Source organism: Phytohabitans aurantiacus, assembly GCF_027923225.1.
Taxonomy (GTDB): Bacteria; Actinomycetota; Actinomycetes; order Mycobacteriales; family Micromonosporaceae; genus Phytohabitans; species Phytohabitans aurantiacus.
Map to the genome: position 1 here is coordinate 602785 of NZ_BSDI01000007.1, position 17042 is coordinate 619826.

The following is a 17042-nucleotide window of genomic DNA, read 5'->3' on the forward strand; positions in this document are numbered from 1 at the left end:
GTATGTCTCCTTGCTTTTGTCGGGGGGAAGGCAAATGTCGGGGAGGAGGGCCGGCGGGTCAGACCCGGCGGATGGCGGAAACGTCGAACCGTTCGCGTTCGACCCAGGACAGCGAATGGCGTATGGCGCCATGGATGATCGCGTCGGCGCCGAGGGCGGAAATCTCCAGCCGGGGCTGGGCGAGCTGCTCCGCACGCAGCGCGTCCGTTACCGCGTCAAGCAAACCGGTGCCGAGCTGCGTGATGTCTCCCCCGATGACGATGACGTCGGGGTCGAGCAGGGCCCGGATGGCGGCCACGCCCTTGGCGAAGCGCGCGCCGACGGTACCGATGGCGGAAACCGCCCAGTCTTCGCCGCGGCCGGCGGCGGCGGCCAGCTCGGGCAGCGTGACCGCCCGGCCCGTGAGGCGCAGCAGCTCACGCGTGCCCACCCAGCGCTCGAACGGCCCTAAATCCTCGTCCCCTTCGGACGCCGGCGGTGCGCAGAGGTCGAGGTAGCCGATGTCGCCGGCGTCGTTGGAGGCGCCCCGGAAAAGCTGGCCGTGCAGCACGATTCCGGCGCCGATGCGCTCGCCCCAGTCGATGAAGACCAGCGCGTCCTCGGCGTGCGGGGTGCCGCGCCAGCGCTCCCCCGTGGTGGCGAGCTTGACGTCGTTGTCCACATAGACCGGTGCTTCGACGGCGGCCCGCAGCCCCGCGAGGATGGTGTCACCGACCACCTCGGGCATGCTGACGCTGAGCGTGAAGTGGCCGGTTGCCGGGTCGACGATGCCGGGAGCGGCGGCCGAGACGTGCCAGATGTCGCCCGGTCGCAGGCCGGCCTCATCCAGTACGCGCCCGACAGCCGCGGTGAGTGCGCGGCTCAATCCCTTGCGTGGCAACGATACCGTGGCCTCGGAGGTGATGTCGCCGGCCAGGTCGGCGACCACGATCCGGGCGTGGCCGGGCTGCATGTCGACGCCGAGCACGTGGCCGGCTTCGGCGCGGAAGCGCACCATCTGCGGCGGCCGGCCGGTCGGCGTGGCGGCGCGGTCGGGCGCGGAGATTTCGACCAGGCCCATCGATTCGAGCACGGCCAGCGACCGTGAGACCGCCTGCCGGGAGAGCCCGGCCTGCTTGGCGAGCGCAGAGACGCTGGCGCGGCCGGCGGAGCGCAGGTGGGTAAGGATCGCGGAGGCGTTCACCTCCAGCATGAACTTCGTGCCGACCGCGACGGTGCGTTCCATGATCGGGACGCTAACATACTTACGGACCGTACGGAAGTAATAGGATGGCCGCCATGACACCTCCCTGGGCACCGGCCGTGAACGGCCTCTGGAGCAGGGTGACCGGCGGCTCGGAGCCGCTGCGGCTGGCCGCGCTGGCCGAGCCCCGGACGTTCGAGGTGCGCGCGCGGGGCGGTGGGCTGGAGGTCGCCGCGGGCGACGCGCTGTCCGCGTGCGTCGGCATCCACCGGTACCTGCGGGAGGCGTGCGGCGTGCGGGTCACGTGGGACACCCAGTTGCCGCTGGCCCTTGGACATCTTCCTGACGCCTCGTTCACCGGACGGGCGCGGGTGCGCGAGTTCTACTACCTCAACTTCTGCACGTTCAGCTATTCGACCGCGTACTGGGGCTGGGACGAGTGGCAGCGCGAAATCGACTGGATGGCGCTGCACGGCGTGACGATGCCGCTCAACCTCGTCGGGCACGAGGCCGCGCTGGCGCTCGCGTACGGGCGGCTCGGCATGACGGACGAGCGGATCAGGGGGTTCCTGGGCGGGCCGGGCTACCTGCCGTTCCTCTACCTGGGCTGCCTCGACTCGTTCGCCGGGCCGCTGCCGGACCACTGGATACCCCAGCGTCTCGCCCTGGCCCGGCGGATCCTGGCGCGGCAGCGGTCCTTCGGCATGAGGCCGGTGCTGCCGGCGTTCACCGGGCACGTGCCGGCCTCCTTCGGCGGCCGGACGCGGTACTGGCAGGGCATGCCGACCACCGTCGTCGACCCCGGCGATCCGCTCTTCGGCCGCTTCTCCACGGGCATCGCGCGGGCCCAGGCGGAACTGTTCGGCACCGACCACCTGTACGCGGCCGACCCGTTCATCGAGATGCCACCGGACGAAGTGGACGGTGACACGGGATACCCGACCGCCGTCGCCAGCGCCATCATCGACGGGCTGCGCGCCGCCGATCCGGACGCCACCTGGGTACTGCAGTCGTGGCCGTTCTCGTACCAGTCCGGGTACTGGACCAGGGAGCGGGTCTCCGCCTTCCTCGACGGCATCCCCGCCGACCGCCTGCTGATCCTCGACCTCTGGGGCGAGGCCGATCCACAATGGCCTCGGTTTGACGGCTTCGGCGGGCGGCCGTGGGTGTGGAACGGCCTGCTCAACTTCGGTGGCCGCGCCGAACCGGTCGCCGACCTCCGCTCCGCCGACCGCAACATCGAGGCCGCGCTCGGATCCGACCGGCCACCGGTGGGACTCGGCCTGACGATGGAGGCCATTCACACCACACCGGCGTTCTACGAGCTGATCGCCGACCGCGCGTGGTCCGCCGAGCCGCCGCTGGAAGACTGGGTACGCGAGTTCGGGCGCCAGCGGTACGGCTCGACAGCACCCGCCGTCGACGAGGCGTGGCAAGCGCTGCGGGTGTCCGTTCTGGACGGTGACGCGAAAGCCATCTTCCCGGAGCGGTTCATCTCGCTCGCCGTCACCCGGCCGCACTACGGCCTGCTGGACTCTTCGGTCGGCGACGACGTGCGACAGGCGCTGTTCTACCGGCCGATCGACCTCCTCACCGCGTGCCGCGCACTCCTCGCGGCTCCACCGTCCCCAGCCGCCGGCGACGACCTCGCGCTGGCGTGCGCCGCCCTGCTCCTGCGCGTCATCGACCACCGGTTCGGCCGGTGGGACGCCTTCCTGGCGCCGTTCGACGATCTGGACGACCTCGTCGGGACGCGGCCCACGCTGCGCCTGTCCACATGGGTCGACGCCGCGCGCCGGTGGGCCGGGGACGAGGAAGGCGAATGGGTACTGGAAGACAACTCCCGCCGCATGCTGACCGTCTGGAACACCGCTGAGAACGAACGGCTCCACGACTACTCGGCGCGGCTGTGGAGCGGGCTCGTGCGCGGGTACTACAAGCGGCGCTGGGAGCTGTTCGTCCGGCACCTGCCGCAGGCGCTCGAACCGGGCGGGCGCGAGGCCGCACAGTCCACACTCGACGCCTCTCTTCACGAGCTGGCGGCCGACTTCATCGCACACGGACCCGCCGCGGACGCTCACGATGGCGACGTCCGCACCGTCGCCGCCCGCGTGCTCGACCGTTACGGCGACGAGTTTTCCGCCCTCTAACTCGAAGCCCTCAAACTCGAAGCCCTCTGACCCGACCGGAAGGACACCCCGCGTGCCGCCCCTCACCCGCTCGACCGAACAGCGCAACCCGCGCACCGTCGACATCGACCTGTGGCCGAGTACCGAGGTCGTGGCGGCGCTGCTCGCCGAGGACGCGTCGGCGATCCAGGCGGCGCGTGGCGCGGCACCGAGGCTCGCCGAGGCGGTCGACCGGGCGCTTGACCGCCTCGCCAAGGGTGGGCGCGTCCACTACTTCGGCGCGGGCGCGTCGGGCCGGCTCGCCGTGCTCGACGCAACCGAGGTGACGCCCACCTTCGGGGCGGCGCCCGGCCTGTTCACCGCGCACTTCCCCGGCGGCGCGGAGGCACTCGTCGACCCGTCGATCGACCATGAGGACGCCTACGGTCTGGCGTACGACGACGCGAGCGTGCTGACCGCAGACGACGTGGCGGTCGGTGTCACCGCCTCGGGCACGACCCAGTACGTCGCCGGGGCGCTCGACCGGGCGCGCTCGGCCGGCGCGCTGAGCGTGCTGCTCACCTGCGAGGGCGGTTCACCGCTCGCCGCCGACGTCACCGTCGTGGCGGCCACCGGCCCGGAGGCGGTCACCGGCTCCACCCGTCTCAAGGCGGGCACGGCGACCAAGGTACTGCTCAACGCGTTCTCCACGGCGCTGATGGTGCGCTCCGGACGGACGTACTCGAACCTGATGGTCAACGTCGTCACCACCAACGAGAAGCTGAACGCACGGGCGGTGACCATCGTCGCGATGGCCACCGGGCTCGACGACGCCGGAGCGGCGGCCGCGCTGTCGGAGGCGAGTGGCGAGGTGCCGGTCGCGGTGCTGCGCGCGCTGTCCGCCCGGCCCGCACGAGAATGCCGCGAGGCGCTGCGCGACGGTGGCAGCGTGCGGGCCGCCCTCGCGACCCTGGGTACCGCCGATGCTCGCTGACACGCACATCGGCGTCGACGTGGGCGGCACGGGCATCCGGGTACGGGCCGTGCTGGCCGGGGCGCCGGCGGCGACCCGTGACCGTGGCCCGGTCCCGCGCACCGCTGGCAAGATCGACGCGGCCACGCTGGCCGCGCGCATCGCCGGTCTGGTGTCCACACTGGACCCGGCCGTGCGGGCGTCGCGGGTGGCCGTCGGCCTGACCGGCATGCCAGGGTTGCTGGAGAGCCCCGCCGAGCTGGCCGGCCACCTGCACCGGCATGTCAGCACCGGCACCGTCATCGTGGCCAGCGACGCGCTGACCACCCATCTCGGTGCTCTGGAGGGCCGGGCCGGCTGCGTGGTGGCCGCCGGCACCGGCGTCATCGTCCTCGGCACCGACCACAAGGGAACGTGGCACCGCGCCGACGGTTGGGGTCACCTGCTCGGCGACGACGGCAGCGGCGCGTGGATCGGTGCCGAGGGCCTGCGGGCGGCACTGCGCCACCACGACGGGCGCGACTCCGGCTCCGCCGCGCTGTACGCCAGGCTGGCGGAGCGCTTCGGCGACATCGAGGCCGCCCTGCGGGCCGTCTACGGCTCGGCGTCGCCCGCGCACGAGTTGGGCGCGTTCGCTCCCGAGGTGGCCGCCGCGGCACACGAGGGTGACGCGGTCGCACGCGACATCTGGCGGCGTGCGGGTGCGCACCTGGCGGAGGCGGCCCACGCCGCCGGACGTGACATGTCACCGGAGTTCTCCTGGGGCGGCCGCCTCTTCGACGCCGGCCCGCTCCTCCTGGACCCGTTCCGCGCCGAGCTCACGCGCCGAGTACCCGAGGCGCGCCTCACCGCCCCCCAAGGCCAAGCGGCCGACGGTGCGCTACTGCTCGCCCAGCGTGGCCTCCCGGAGGCCCCACCCGCCTACGCCTCCGAATTCCCACCCCCGCCCTCCTCCCCGTGATCAGGGCGTCCCTGAAGTCGTTAGAGCGACTTGAGGGACGCCCTGATCACGGAGCGGCGGGGGTGGTCGTCAGGGCGCGGTCGAGTATCTCCAGCGCTAGGTCGATCTCGTCTTCCGTGACGGTCAACGGCGGGGCGATGCGCAGGACGCTGCCGAAACCGGGGAACTTCACGATGTTGACGTTCAGGCCCAGGCTCAGGCAGCGCTCGGTCACGGCGGTCGAGTACTCCGGCGCGGGCTCACGGGTCTCCCGGTCCGCAACGAGGTCCACGCCCAGCAGCAGGCCCTGACCGCGCACGTCTCCCACCGCCTCGTGACGGCGCTGCAGCTCGACGAGCCCGTCACGCAGCCGCTGCCCCAGCACCGCCGCCCGCGCGGGCAGGTCGTCGCCGAGCACGGTCTGGAGCACCGCCCGGCCGACCGCCGCTGGCAACGGGTCGGACACGTGCGACGTGAAGTGCAGGAAGCCCTTGGCGACCGCGTCCTCCTCGATCGCCGCGCTGGTGACGGTCGCCGACAGCGGCAGCCCGCCGCCGAGGGTCTTCGACAGCGTCAGGATGTCGGGGACGACGTCGTGCTGCGCGAACGCGTACATCGCGCCAACCCGGCCCAGCGCGGTCTGCGCCTCGTCGACGATCAGCAGCATGCCGCGGGCCTCGCACGCCGCCTTGAGGCGTGCCAGGTAGCCGGGCGGCAGCGGCACGATGCCGCCGGAGCTGAGGATCGGCTCAGCGATGACCGCGGCGGGCGCCCCGACGGACTGCACGTCGGCCAGGGACATGCCCACGTCGAGGCAGGTGAAATCGCAGCGGTCACGGCAGTGGCGGATCGGGCAGCGGTACGCGTTGGGCGTCGGCAGCACCATCGCGCCCGGCATCCCGGGGCCGTATCCGCGCCGCCCCGCGCTGTAGGTGCTCGACGAGGCGCCCGCTGTCATGCCGTGCCACGAGCCCGCGAACGCCAGCACCTCGTGCCCGCCGGTGTGCAGTTTGGCCAGGCGCAGCGCCGCCTCGTTGGCCTCTCCCCCGGTCGACAGGAACATCGCGCGTGCGAGGGGCGGCGGGAGCGTCGCCATCAGTTCGCGGGCGAGCTCGGTGACGTCGCGGGAGAGGAAGCCGCTGAACAGGTGCACGACTCGCCCGCTGGCCTCGGTGAGCGCCTTGATGATCGCCGGGTGGCCGTGGCCGAGGGTGGCGCACATCTGCCCGGACGTGAAGTCGAGGATGCGCCGGCCGCCTTCGGTGGTCAGCCAGGCACCCTCGGCGCGCGCGATCAGCTCCGCGGAGAACTCCCCGCCGTACCGGATGAGGTGTTCCATGCTGACATGTCAGCACCGCTGCCTTGACCTGTCAATAGACTGGGCTCGTGAGCACCCCGACCGCGACCACCGCGGCCACCGAGCGGCTGCGCCGCGCGATCATCCGCGCGGAACTGCCGCCGTCGGCCGCGATGTCCGAACAGCAGCTCACCGACCGCTTCGGGCTCAGCAAGGCGGCGGTACGCGCGGCGCTGGCCCGCCTGCGCGGTGAGGGGCTCGTGCACGCGGAACCCCGGCGCGGCCACGTCGTCGCGCCGCTCACGCTTCGTGACGTGCGTGAGGTGTACGACCTGCGCCTGCTCGTGGAGCCCGGTGGCGCGGCGGCGGCCACCGGTCACGTCGACACCGCCGCACTGGAGCGCCTGGTCGACACGATCGCCGCACCGGTCGACGTCGACGATCCGGACGCGGTCGACCGGTTCCTGGCCGCCAACCGCCAGGTACACGTGACGATCGCGGAGGCGGCCGGCAACCGGCGGCTGGCGTCCCTTGTGGAGCGACTGCTCGACGAGAGCGAACGCGCCCTCGTGGTGGGCCTGCACACCGGCATCGCGGCGGGCGGCCTGCGGGTACACCACGAGCACCTCACGATCGTCGGCGCGCTGCGCCTGGGTGACCCCGCCGGGGCGGCACGGGCGATGGAGAACGCGATCCGTCGCTTCCGGGCCGACCTGCTCGACAAGCTGGCCGCCACACCCGCGATCCTCGACGCCACCTTGACGACGGGGCCACGATGAATCAGTCGGGATGGTTTCTGCTGGGTGCGCCGTGGGACTGCTCCGGCACCGGCCGGGGCGAGCAGGCGGCACCGGCGGCGCTACGTCGCGCTGGACTGTCCACCCTGGTCGCCCACGACCTCGGCGACGCCGCCGCGGTCATCGACAGCCGGCGCCGCGACCCGGATACCGGGATTCTGGCGCTGCCGGAGACGGTACGGGCCGCCGAGGCGCTCGGCGAGGCTCTCGCTGCGGGGCTGCGCGACCACCCCGGGCGGCGACCACTGGTGGTGGGCGGTGACTGCAGCATCCTGCTCGGGATCGTGCCGGCGCTGCGTCACCGGTCGGATCGCGTTGGACTGTGGTTTGTGGACGGTCACCCAGACTACATCGACGCGCTGGCTTCCAGTACCGGCGAAACAGCCGACCTCGACCTGGCCGCGCTGACGGGCGACGGCCCCGCTCCGCTCGTCGCGTTGGCGGGCGCGGCGCCAGCGGTACCGGCGGAGCTGGCCGTCCTGATCGGACACCGCACCCGGGATCTCGACCCCGACTCGGCCGCGGAGCTGGCCCGTGTGCCCGCCGCCCTGAGATCGCTCGACGCGGACGCCGTGCGACGCGACCCGGCCGGCGCCGGCGAGCGCGCCGCGAAGTGGCTCGCGGCGCACCCGGCATGGCTTCACGTCGACCTGGATGTGCTCGACCCCAAGGCCCAGCCCGCGGTCACGTACCCGCAGCCCGGTGGCCCCGACTGGGACGACCTGACCGCGCTTCTCAGGCCGCTGGCGCGTTCCCCGCGCCTGCTCGGCGCCAGCGTCGCCGACTTCCGGCCCGACCTGGATCCCACCGGAGCGCTCGCCGCTCGCATCGTGGCCCTGCTCCGGGACGTACTGCCGTAGCCGCCCGTACGCTGCCGGGCGTACGCCGAGATGAGTGCCGTGACGGACGTCCGGCGGGCGGTCACGCCGAAGCATGGACGGCATGGCAATCCGGCTTGGCGGGCGCGCCCGCAAATGGTTTCTGCTGGGGCACATCGTCTCCGCGGCGCTGTGGTTCGGCGTCGACATCGCGCTCGGTGTACTCGTGCTGACCGCGATCCTCACCGACGACCCGCAGACCGCCGGCACGGCTCTGCAGGCGGTGCGGATGTTCGCGATCTGGCCGATGTTCGTCGCGAGCGTCGCCACCCTCGCGACCGGCGTCGTACTGGGAATCGGCAGCAAGTACGGCCTCGTGCGGTACTGGTGGGTCGCCGTCAAGCTGGCGGCCAACCTGCTGATGTCGTTCCTGATCGCGGCGTCGCTGCGGCCCGGCGTCGACGAGGCGGCACGGATCGGTCGCGACCTGGTGGCCGGCGGCGTGAGCGAGGTGCCCACCGACCTGCTGTACCCGGTGGTCGTCGCACCGACCCTCCTGGTGATCGCGTTCGTACTGTCAGTGTTCAAGCCCCGCACCCGCCTCGCGGCACGGCGGTCCTGAAGATCTACAGTCGGGTGGCGCCCCGCCCCTCGGGGCGCTGCCCAACGGGCATCGCCACCCGGAAAGAGTCACATGCGACGCACCCTCGTTCTCGCCGTTGTCACCCTGTTCTCGGTCAGCGCCTGCGGCGGGACGGACGACACGGCGGCGACACCGACGGCCTCCCCGAGCACGACCGCGACCGTCGCCCCCAGCGGCCCCGCCACGTACCCGGGCGGAGAGTTCGAGGGCGGCGAGAACCCCGAAGGCGGGTACACGGTCGCGCAGGCGTGCGAGATGACGGACCTCGGGTACCCGCTCGGCGAGAGCGCGCAGGCCGACGTGCGAGCCGGGTACGAGGCGGAGCGACGGGGTGACAAGGCCGGCGTCCGGAAGGCGCTCGACGCGCTCCAGCCGGTCTTCACCAGTACCGCCGCCACCTTCGCGGACACCGCGAGCAAGGTGGCCGACCCCGCGCTGAAGACCGCGCTGAACAGCCTTTCCGAGGCGGCCGCGAAGGCCACGACGTTCACGACGTTCGCCGAGTTCGACACTATGGAGCAGCTCACCGCGTCGGGTGAGGCCATCCTGAAGATCGAGTGCCCGAAGGCCGGGTACCAGCTGAAGAACATCAAGTAGGCGGCATGAGGATCTCGCGCGGCTGGGCCGCCTTCCTGGTCGGCGTCGGCGTGTGGACGTGGGTGATCTGGCCACGGTTCGCGCTCGCGATCTGGAAGGACGGCCGCTCGTGGTCCACCGGACGGGTGGCCGATGGCACGCCGACGAGCTTCCTGTGGGTACACGCGCTGCTCATCGCGGCGTCACTGGCCATCGGCACCACCGTCGGCGTACTCGGCGTCCGCGCCTGGCTGGCGGCCCGCCGGCTACGCGAGCGCCTCCCGGAACCAGGAGAGGAGTAGCTCCAGCGGCCGGCGCCGCCCGGCGAACATGGCGGCCGCCTCGCGGGCGTCGTAGCTCTGGCTGATCGGTGCCGGCCCTGCCGCGACCCGGTTCAGCATCATCGGCGCGAGCCAGAAATACTTGGCCGCGCCGGTGAGGCGGATCGCGCGGTGCACCGCCGCGTCGCCGCGTGCGTACGCGGACGTGACGACCTCGGCCACGTCGTCGAGCAACGCCACGTCGACCAGGCCGTCGAAGAACGTGTCGAGCACGAGGTTCGCCGCGTCCTCACCCATCGGGCCGGGGCCCACGAAGCTCCAGTCGAGCAGCACCGGCCCGCTGCCGTCGAAGACCAGGTTCATGGGCCACACGTCGTGGTGGCACAGGGTGTGGGGCAGCGCGTCGGTGGCGCGCAGCACCTCGTGCCGACGCGCCCACAGCTCCCGCAGGCCGGCCCGCAGGTCGTCGGGCCACGCGGCGACCGCGACGGGATGGTCCCACGGGATCGGCTCGCTGACCGGCCGGCTGGTGGTGTACGCCCGCAGCCAGTCCCGCGACAGCCACGGCTCCGATGTGGACCGTCCACGCCAGACGGCGTGCGCGGCACCGAGGCGCTCCGCGAAATCACCCAGCATCGCGGGCGTCGCGGCAGTGCCCGGCTGGCCGTCGACGTACTCCAGCCACAGCGCGACCGACCCGTCTCCGTGCTCCTCATAGTCCACAAGGGAGGGCGCTCGGATGCCGGCGTACACGCTTCCCGCGAGGCCGTCGCCGTACGCCAGCGCCTCGCGCCGCCAGTAGTTCCAGTGCGCCGGGTCGGTGCTGGTCTCCCAGTGCGCCGGCACACCGGGACGGCCGGGCGGCGTCGCGACCTTCAGGACCGCGGGCCGGCCGCCGCGCTCCACTCGCCAGATGCCGCCGGTCGCGCCCCATTGAGCGGATTGTGGGCCAACATCTCACCAAGATCCACCAAACCAACGTACGGCCCGCACCAGATCTATTCAAAGAGACATTGGGCTACCGCGACGCCCGCCGTGCTCCATACCGCTGCTCCCGCGGCCGCACCCTCCCCGTACCCAAAGCCCATCGTCCGCAGGATGCCGGACGCGGGCGGTCCCAGGCCGCGTCGATCAAGGTCATTCGCATGGATCAAGGACGAACGCACGCGGAAAAGAGATCCAACCACGTGCATTCGCCCTTGATCGGCGGGCCGGGTGGGGTTAGGAGCGGGTGGGGAGGATTAACGCTAGGAGGGTGGCTGCCGCGGTGAAGAGGATTGACCACCAGAACGCCACGTCGTACGCCGCCGCCAGGCCTGCCGTGCCGTGGCCCGCGTGCTCCACGATGGACCATTGCAGGATGACGGCCAGTACCGCCGTGCCGAACGAGCCGCCGATCTGCTGTGCCGTCCGGGTGATGATGCTGGCGTGCGGGATCGCCGACCGCTCCAGCCCCTCGTACGAGCTGGCCATCACCGGGATCGTCACCGCGCCGAGCCCGATCCCGCGCGCTACCAGGGCCGCGACCAGCCACTTCTCGTCCGTACCAGCCCCGGCCAGCGCGAACGGCACCGTCGTCAGCGCCACCACCACCAGACCGGTGAACGCGATCCACCGCGCGCCGAAGCGGTCGGTCAGCTTGCCGGCGATGCCGCGGCTGGCCAGTACACCGACACCCTGCGCGGCGATGAGCATGCCGGCCGTGAGCGGGCTCTGCCCGCGGACCTGCTGGAAATAGAGTGGCACGAGCAGCATGGCGCCGTAGAGGGCGAAGCCGGACAGGAAGAGCAGCCCGGTCGCGGCGCTGAACGAGGGCACCCGGAACAGGCGCACGTCCACGAGGGCGCGGTCGCCGGCGCGCCGGGCCCGGATCGTGAACGCGGCGATCAGCACCAGGCCGGCGGCCAGCGGCACGAGCACCGACGGGTGACCGAACCCGCCGTCCGTGTCGAGCCGGGCGAGCCCGTACACGACGGCGGCGATGCCGGGCGACAGGAGCGCGAGGCCGGCGGCGTCGAGACGCGCCTTGCCGGTTCCGGGGAACCGCGGCATCAGCCGCCACGCGAGGATCAACCCGGCGACGCAGAACGGCACGTTGACCCAGAAGATCCAGCGCCAGCTCAGGTGCTGCACGATCAGGCCGCCCAGGAACGGGCCGAAGATCGGCCCGAGCAGTACCGGAAAGGTGATCAGCGCCGTCACGCTGCCGAGCGAGCGCCCACCGGCGGCCTGCACGAGCAGGGTGGTCAGTACCGGCAGCATGAGCCCGCCGCCGATGCCCTGCAGCACCCGGCAGGCGATGAGGCTCGACGCGTCCCAGGCCAGGCTCGCCCCGATCGAGCCGGCGAGGAAGAGCCCGAGCGCGGACATCCACACGACCTTGCCGCCGTACCGGTCGACGAGCCAGCCGGTGACCGGTACGGCCATGCCGAGCGCGAGCAGGTAGGCGGTGGTGACCCACTGGATGGTGGTGACGCCGACGCGCAGGTCGCGGGCGAGGGTGTCGATGGCGACGTTGACGATGGTGGTGTCGAAGACGACGGCGAGTACGCCGGTCAGGAGCACCAGCGCGAGCCGGACGAACGCCGGGTCGAGCCGCTGGCTGGCCGGTGCTGGTGCCGCGGGCGTGGTCATGGCGGCCTCCTTGCGAGCAGTAAGATACACTCCTGCATCTAGCTCTACGCCTCACGGGTCGCGCCGTCAATAAGATACAGGAGTGCATCCTATGAGCCCCGACACACCGAGCCGCCGGCGCGGGCAGGAGCTGGAAGACGCCCTGCTCACCGCCGCGTGGAGCGAGCTCATGGAGGTCGGGTACGGGCGGTTCACCATCGACGCCGTGGCCACCCGGGCGGGCACCAGCCGGCCGGTGATCTACCGCCGCTGGCCCGACCGCGCCGAGCTGGCGATCGCGGCGGTGCGCCACCACGGCAGCCAGCTACCGGTCGTCACACCCGACACCGGCTCGGTACGGGAGGACCTGCTGGAGCTGCTGCACAGCGCCGCCACCAACCGCGCCGACGTGGGTGTGCTCTTCGGTGTCCAGATGGGGCAGTACTTCGCCGAGACCGGCCGCACGCCCGCCGACCTGCGCGCCGAGCTGCTGAGCGGACGGCAGCAGCCGTTCGGCATCGACGAGGTGCTGCGGCGCGGCGTCGACCGGGGCGAGATCGACCCCGCCCGCCTGACACCGCGCATCGCCAATCTGCCGATGGACCTGCTCCGCCACGACCTGCTCATGACGCTGCGACCGGTGCCCGACGAGACCATCGCGGAGATCGTCGACGACATTTTTCTGCCGTTGGTGCGGCCGGCACCGATGAGTTCGCCTCGGTAGCGTCGTCATACCCGCGTAACCCCAACGACGAGACGCGAGGAGCAACCACCATGAGCGCGACCGGCAACTACGCCCAGGTCAACGGCCTCAACATGTACTACGAGACGCACGGCGAGGGTCGGCCGCTGATCCTGATCCACGGCGGGCTGATGTCCGGCGAGGCGTTCGGCGCGACGATCACCGCGCTGGCCGAGAAGCGCCAGGTCATCCTCCCCGACCTGCAGGGCCACGGCCGCACCGGCGACATCGACCGGCCGATCGACCCCGACCTGATGTGCGACGACATCGCCGCGCTGATCGACCACCTGGGCCTGGACCGGCCCGACCTGATCGGCTACTCGCTCGGCGGCGCCGTGGCCCTGCGTACCGCGATCAAGTACCCGGAGAAGGTCGGCAAGCTCGTCTCCGCCTCGGCCAACATCCGGCGCGACGCGACCTACCCGGACATGCTCGTCCAGCAGAGCCAGGTCAACGCGGCGGCCGCCGAGTTCATGAAGGACACCCCGATGTACGAGCTGTACGCGCGGGTCGCGCCCCGTCCCGAGGACTTCCCGCAGTTGCTGCAGAAGCTCGGTGACCTGATGGCGAAGGACTTCGACCTGACCGAAGAGGTGCGTGGCCTCCAGGTGCCGACGCTGGTCATGGCCGCCGACGCCGACATGCAGCCGCCGAGCCACTACGTCGAGGTGTTCAAGCTGCTCGACGGCGGCCTGCGCGACGGTGGCTGGATGGGCGAGGGCCGGCCCAAGGGCGGTCACGCGCTGGCGATCGTGCCCGGTACGACGCACTACAACCTGGCCGACTCACCGCTGTTCACCATTATCTCGCTGGGGTTCCTCGACGAGCCGGCCGCCTGACAGGTGCAGCTGCCGCCCGGGCCAGCGGGCGCGCAACCAGCGGTCGTGGCTGGCCACCACGACCGCACCCGGCCCGGTGCCGAGAGCGTCTTCCAGTTCGTCGCACAGGCGCGGCGAGAGGTGGTTGGTGGGCTCGTCGAGCAGCAGCAGCTCCGGCGGGTCCGCCACCAGCATGGCCAGGGCCAGTCGCCGCCGCTGGCCCACCGACAGCTCGCCGACCGGCCGTCCCAGGTCACGCGGAGCGACGAGGCCGAGCGACGCCAGCGGTACCAGATCGGCACGCTCGACCCCGACGGCGCGTTCGTAGATCTGCCGGGCCGTGTGGTCCGGACGCTCGAAGGTCGTGTCCTGCGTCAGCAGGCCGACCTTCAACCCGCGCCGGCGGTTCACCCGACCGGCGGCGGCCAGCCGGCCGGCCAGCACCGCGAGCAGCGTCGACTTGCCGGACCCGTTGGGACCGGTCACGACCAGCCGGTCGGTGACGGGCACGTCGAGGTGGTCGAGGGCGAGCCGCCCGGGTACCCGGATCTCGCGCAACGACACCAGAAGCCCGTCGGCGGCGGCCGTGCTGGCGACGGCGCCGGCCTGGAAGCGCAGCGGCTCCGGCGGCTTGCGCACCTGGCTCTGCTCCAGCTCTTCCAGGCGCCGGGCCGCGTTGCGGACCCGCCGGGAGATCTGGCTCTGCACCCGGCCGCCCTTGTAGTCGTACCCCATCTTCTCGTTGTCGCGCCGCGGCCGGCCCGGCGCGACGCGGTGGGCGGTCACCGCCACCGCGCGGCGCAGCTCCGCGAGCTCGTCCTGCTCCTCCTCGTACCGTCGCTGCCAGCGCTCCCGTTCGGCGCGCTTCTGTTCCTGGTACGCGGTGTAGTTGCCGCCGTAGCGGGTGGGCCCGTCGACGGCCGGGTCGAGGTCGATGAGGTCGGTGCACACGGCGTCGAGAAACGCCCGGTCGTGGCTGGCGAGCACGACCACCCCGGGCAGCGCGCGCAGCTGCTCCTCCAGGAACGCGGCCGCGCCGTCGTCGAGGTGGTTGGTGGGCTCATCGAGCAGCAATGCGCTGGGGCGCCGGATCAGCAGCGCGGCGAGCGCGAGCCGGCCCCGCTGTCCACCTGAGAGCGTCCCCAGTGGACGATCCAGCGCGATCCCGGCGAGGTCAAGGCCGGCGAGGACGATCCCGGCGCGCCGGTCGGCGTCCCAGGCGTCCGTCTCTTGTGCACGGTCGAGCCGCTCGCCGTACTCGGCCAGCAGTTCATCCGTCGGGGTGACGGCGAGCGCGGCGGTGAGCCGGTCGAGCGCGGCAAGGTCGTCGCGCGCCTCGCGCAGCGCGTCATCGACCACATCGGACACCGTGGCGTCCGGCGAGAACGGCACCTCCTGGTGGAGGATGCCGATGTTGGCCGGGCGCACGACCGTGCCGGCGTCGGGCTCGTCGGCCCCGGCGAGCAGCCGGAGCAGCGTGGTCTTGCCGGTGCCGTTCTCGCCGATCAGGCCGATGCGATGGCCGGGCGCGGCGGTGAGGGAGACGCCGTCGAGCACCCGGCGGGTGCCGAGAGTGCGAACGAGGTCATGGGCGAGCAGAGCGGATGCGGGCATGCGACACCACCATCGGAGAAAGGAGTCTCCGCCCGCCGGGCAGTGCCTCGGGCGCGGGCGCGGATGGCGTCAACGAATCACATCCCCGCCACCGTAGCGCTGAACCGTTCGGGGGCGCCAACCGTTTTCTTGACAAAGGACGATCGAGAAGGAAGTCTGGGAGCGCTCCCATTTATAGATGTCGATTCAGGAGGGTTCATGAAACGCTCCGCCGCCGCCATCCTCGCGGCCGGCGCGGTGGCCATCGGTTCCGCGGCACTCGTCCTGCCGCAGGCGTTCGCCGCCGCCGAGGGATGCCGGGTCCAGTACACCGTCGCCAGCCAGTGGCAGGGCGGCTTCCAGGCCAACGTGCAGATCACCAACCTGGGCGACGCCATCAGCAACTGGTCGCTGGGCTTCGCGTTCCCGAACTCCGCGCAGCGGCTCACCCAGGGGTGGAACGCGACGTGGAGCCAGTCCGGCGCGAACGTGACCGCCACCAACGTGAACTGGAATGGCAACCTCGCGACCAACGCCTCGGCGAGCATCGGCTTCACGGGCTCGTGGAGCGGCAGCAACCCGTCACCGGCGTCGTTCACGCTCAACGGCGTGGCGTGTACGGGTGGCGTGACCAACCCGACCACCGGGCCGACCACCGGTGCGCCGCCGACCTCGCCCGCCGTGACCACGCCTCCCCCGCCCACCGGCACCACACCGGTCGCGATCAACGGCCAGCTGCGGGTGTGCGGCGTCAACCTGTGCAACCAGTACAACCGGCCGATCCAGCTGCGCGGCATGAGCACGCACGGCATCCAGTGGTTCGGCAGCTGCTACAACAACAACTCGCTCAACGCGCTGGCGGGCGACTGGAAGGCCGACCTGTTCCGCGTCTCGATGTACGTGCAGGAGCAGGGATACGAGACCAACCCGACCGCGTTCACCAACCAGGTCAACAACCTGGTCGACATGGCGACCGCGCGCGGCATGTACGTCCTGATCGACTTCCACATCCTGACCCCGGGTGACCCCAACTACAACCTGGATCGGGCCAAGACGTTCTTCGCCGCCGTGTCGTCCCGGCACGCCAACAAGAACAACGTGATCTACGAGATCGCCAACGAGCCCAACGGCGTGAGCTGGGGTTCCATCAAGAGCTACGCCGAGCAGGTCATCCCGGTGATCCGCGGCAACGACCCCGACGGCATCGTCATCGTCGGCACGCGCGGCTGGTCGTCGCTGGGCGTCTCCGAGGGCGGCAACGAGACCGAGGTCATCAACAACCCGGTCAACGCGCAGAACGTCATGTACGCGTTCCACTTCTACGCCGCGTCGCACCAGGGCAACTACCGGGACGCGGTCAGCCGGGCGGCGAGCCGCATCCCGCTGTTCGTCACCGAGTTCGGCACCGTCGACTACACCGGCAGCGGCCCGTTCGACCAGGCCAGCAGCACGACGTGGCTCAACCTGCTCGACTCACTGAAGATCAGTTACGCGAACTGGACGTTCTCCGACCACACGGAGAGCAGCGCCGCGCTGCTGCCCGGCACCTGCAACGGCAGCAACTACACCGGCACCGGCGTGCTCAAGGCGTCCGGCCAGTTCATCCGCAGCCGCATCATGACCCCCGACAACTTCCCGACCAGCTAGACCCGGCCCACCG

General features: G+C 71.6%; 16 protein-coding genes. 11 read left to right on the forward strand and 5 right to left on the reverse strand.

Translation table 11 applies throughout. The features are described from left to right. Window positions 1-58 precede the first annotated feature (58 nt). Window positions 59-1225, reverse strand: a complete 1167-nt coding sequence (locus QMG73_RS10315) for an ROK family transcriptional regulator (RefSeq protein ID WP_281894026.1) — start codon at window positions 1223-1225, stop codon at window positions 59-61. A 53-nt stretch (window positions 1226-1278) separates the two neighbouring features. On the opposite strand from QMG73_RS10315, the gene QMG73_RS10320 reads away from it, so the two are divergent. The 3 genes from QMG73_RS10320 to QMG73_RS10330 are packed head-to-tail and all read left to right on the forward strand — an operon-like array spanning window position 1279 to window position 5225. Continuing rightward, window positions 1279-3333 carry an alpha-N-acetylglucosaminidase gene (locus tag QMG73_RS10320; RefSeq protein WP_281894027.1) on the forward strand — a complete coding sequence of 685 codons (2055 nt, stop codon included), beginning with the start codon at window positions 1279-1281 and terminating at the stop codon, window positions 3331-3333. Between the two features lie 52 nt (window positions 3334-3385). Then, window positions 3386-4285: an N-acetylmuramic acid 6-phosphate etherase gene (locus QMG73_RS10325; protein WP_281894028.1), complete on the forward strand. Its 900-nt coding sequence runs from the start codon at window positions 3386-3388 to the stop codon at window positions 4283-4285. Beyond that, window positions 4275-5225, forward strand: coding sequence for an N-acetylglucosamine kinase (locus QMG73_RS10330; protein ID WP_281894029.1), 951 nt, complete (start codon window positions 4275-4277; stop codon window positions 5223-5225). Before QMG73_RS10325 ends, QMG73_RS10330 begins: the two co-directional genes overlap by 11 nt. A gap of 46 nt (window positions 5226-5271) precedes the next feature. Here QMG73_RS10330 and QMG73_RS10335 read toward each other — a convergent pair whose 3' ends face one another. Further along, entirely contained in the window at window positions 5272-6543 is a 1272-nt protein-coding gene (locus tag QMG73_RS10335; protein ID WP_281894030.1) for an aspartate aminotransferase family protein, read from the reverse strand. 47 nt (window positions 6544-6590) lie between these two features. Between QMG73_RS10335 and QMG73_RS10340 the strand changes: the two genes are divergently transcribed. The 5 genes from QMG73_RS10340 to QMG73_RS10360 all read left to right on the forward strand — a co-directional run bounded on the left by QMG73_RS10340 (window position 6591) and on the right by QMG73_RS10360 (window position 9637). Next, a complete protein-coding gene (locus tag QMG73_RS10340) occupies window positions 6591-7280 on the forward strand; it encodes a GntR family transcriptional regulator (RefSeq protein WP_281894031.1) in 690 nt (229 codons plus the stop codon). Next, entirely contained in the window at window positions 7277-8158 is an 882-nt protein-coding gene (locus QMG73_RS10345; protein WP_281894032.1) for an arginase family protein, read from the forward strand. The genes QMG73_RS10340 and QMG73_RS10345 overlap by 4 nt, the downstream gene beginning before the upstream one ends. Window positions 8159-8240: 82 nt before the next feature. After that, the gene (locus tag QMG73_RS10350; RefSeq protein WP_281894033.1) at window positions 8241-8738 is read left to right on the forward strand and encodes a hypothetical protein; all 498 of its coding nucleotides are present in this window, start codon (window positions 8241-8243) and stop codon (window positions 8736-8738) included. Between the two features lie 72 nt (window positions 8739-8810). After that, entirely contained in the window at window positions 8811-9356 is a 546-nt protein-coding gene (locus QMG73_RS10355) for a hypothetical protein (RefSeq protein WP_281894034.1), read from the forward strand. Window positions 9357-9361: 5 nt separating this feature from the next. Then, window positions 9362-9637, forward strand: a complete 276-nt coding sequence (locus tag QMG73_RS10360) for an SCO4848 family membrane protein (protein WP_281894036.1) — start codon at window positions 9362-9364, stop codon at window positions 9635-9637. Here QMG73_RS10360 and QMG73_RS10365 read toward each other — a convergent pair. Together QMG73_RS10365 and QMG73_RS10370 are read right to left on the reverse strand one after the other, a co-directional pair. Then, window positions 9602-10522 (reverse strand): phosphotransferase, encoded by a 921-nt coding sequence (locus QMG73_RS10365; RefSeq protein WP_281894037.1) that lies wholly within the window; start codon window positions 10520-10522, stop codon window positions 9602-9604. The two genes, QMG73_RS10360 and QMG73_RS10365, sit on opposite strands and share 36 nt — an antisense overlap. Before the next feature lie 315 nt (window positions 10523-10837). Then, the gene (locus tag QMG73_RS10370; protein ID WP_281894038.1) at window positions 10838-12250 is read right to left on the reverse strand and encodes an MDR family MFS transporter; all 1413 of its coding nucleotides are present in this window, start codon (window positions 12248-12250) and stop codon (window positions 10838-10840) included. A gap of 91 nt (window positions 12251-12341) precedes the next feature. Here QMG73_RS10370 and QMG73_RS10375 point away from each other — a divergent pair, with 91 nt between their 5' ends. Continuing rightward, on the forward strand, window positions 12342-12953 hold the full coding sequence (locus QMG73_RS10375; RefSeq protein WP_281894039.1) for a TetR/AcrR family transcriptional regulator: 612 nt from the start codon (window positions 12342-12344) through the stop codon (window positions 12951-12953). A 50-nt stretch (window positions 12954-13003) separates the two neighbouring features. After that, entirely contained in the window at window positions 13004-13810 is an 807-nt protein-coding gene (locus tag QMG73_RS10380) for an alpha/beta fold hydrolase (protein WP_281894040.1), read from the forward strand. Here the strand turns inward: QMG73_RS10380 and QMG73_RS10385 are convergent. Continuing rightward, window positions 13757-15403, reverse strand: a complete 1647-nt coding sequence (locus QMG73_RS10385) for an ABC-F family ATP-binding cassette domain-containing protein (RefSeq protein ID WP_281894041.1) — start codon at window positions 15401-15403, stop codon at window positions 13757-13759. The genes QMG73_RS10380 and QMG73_RS10385 overlap by 54 nt on opposite strands. Before the next feature lie 198 nt (window positions 15404-15601). Between QMG73_RS10385 and QMG73_RS10390 the strand changes: the two genes are divergently transcribed. After that, window positions 15602-17029 (forward strand): cellulase family glycosylhydrolase, encoded by a 1428-nt coding sequence (locus QMG73_RS10390; RefSeq protein WP_281894042.1) that lies wholly within the window; start codon window positions 15602-15604, stop codon window positions 17027-17029. The last annotated feature ends 13 nt before the right edge of the window (window positions 17030-17042 follow it).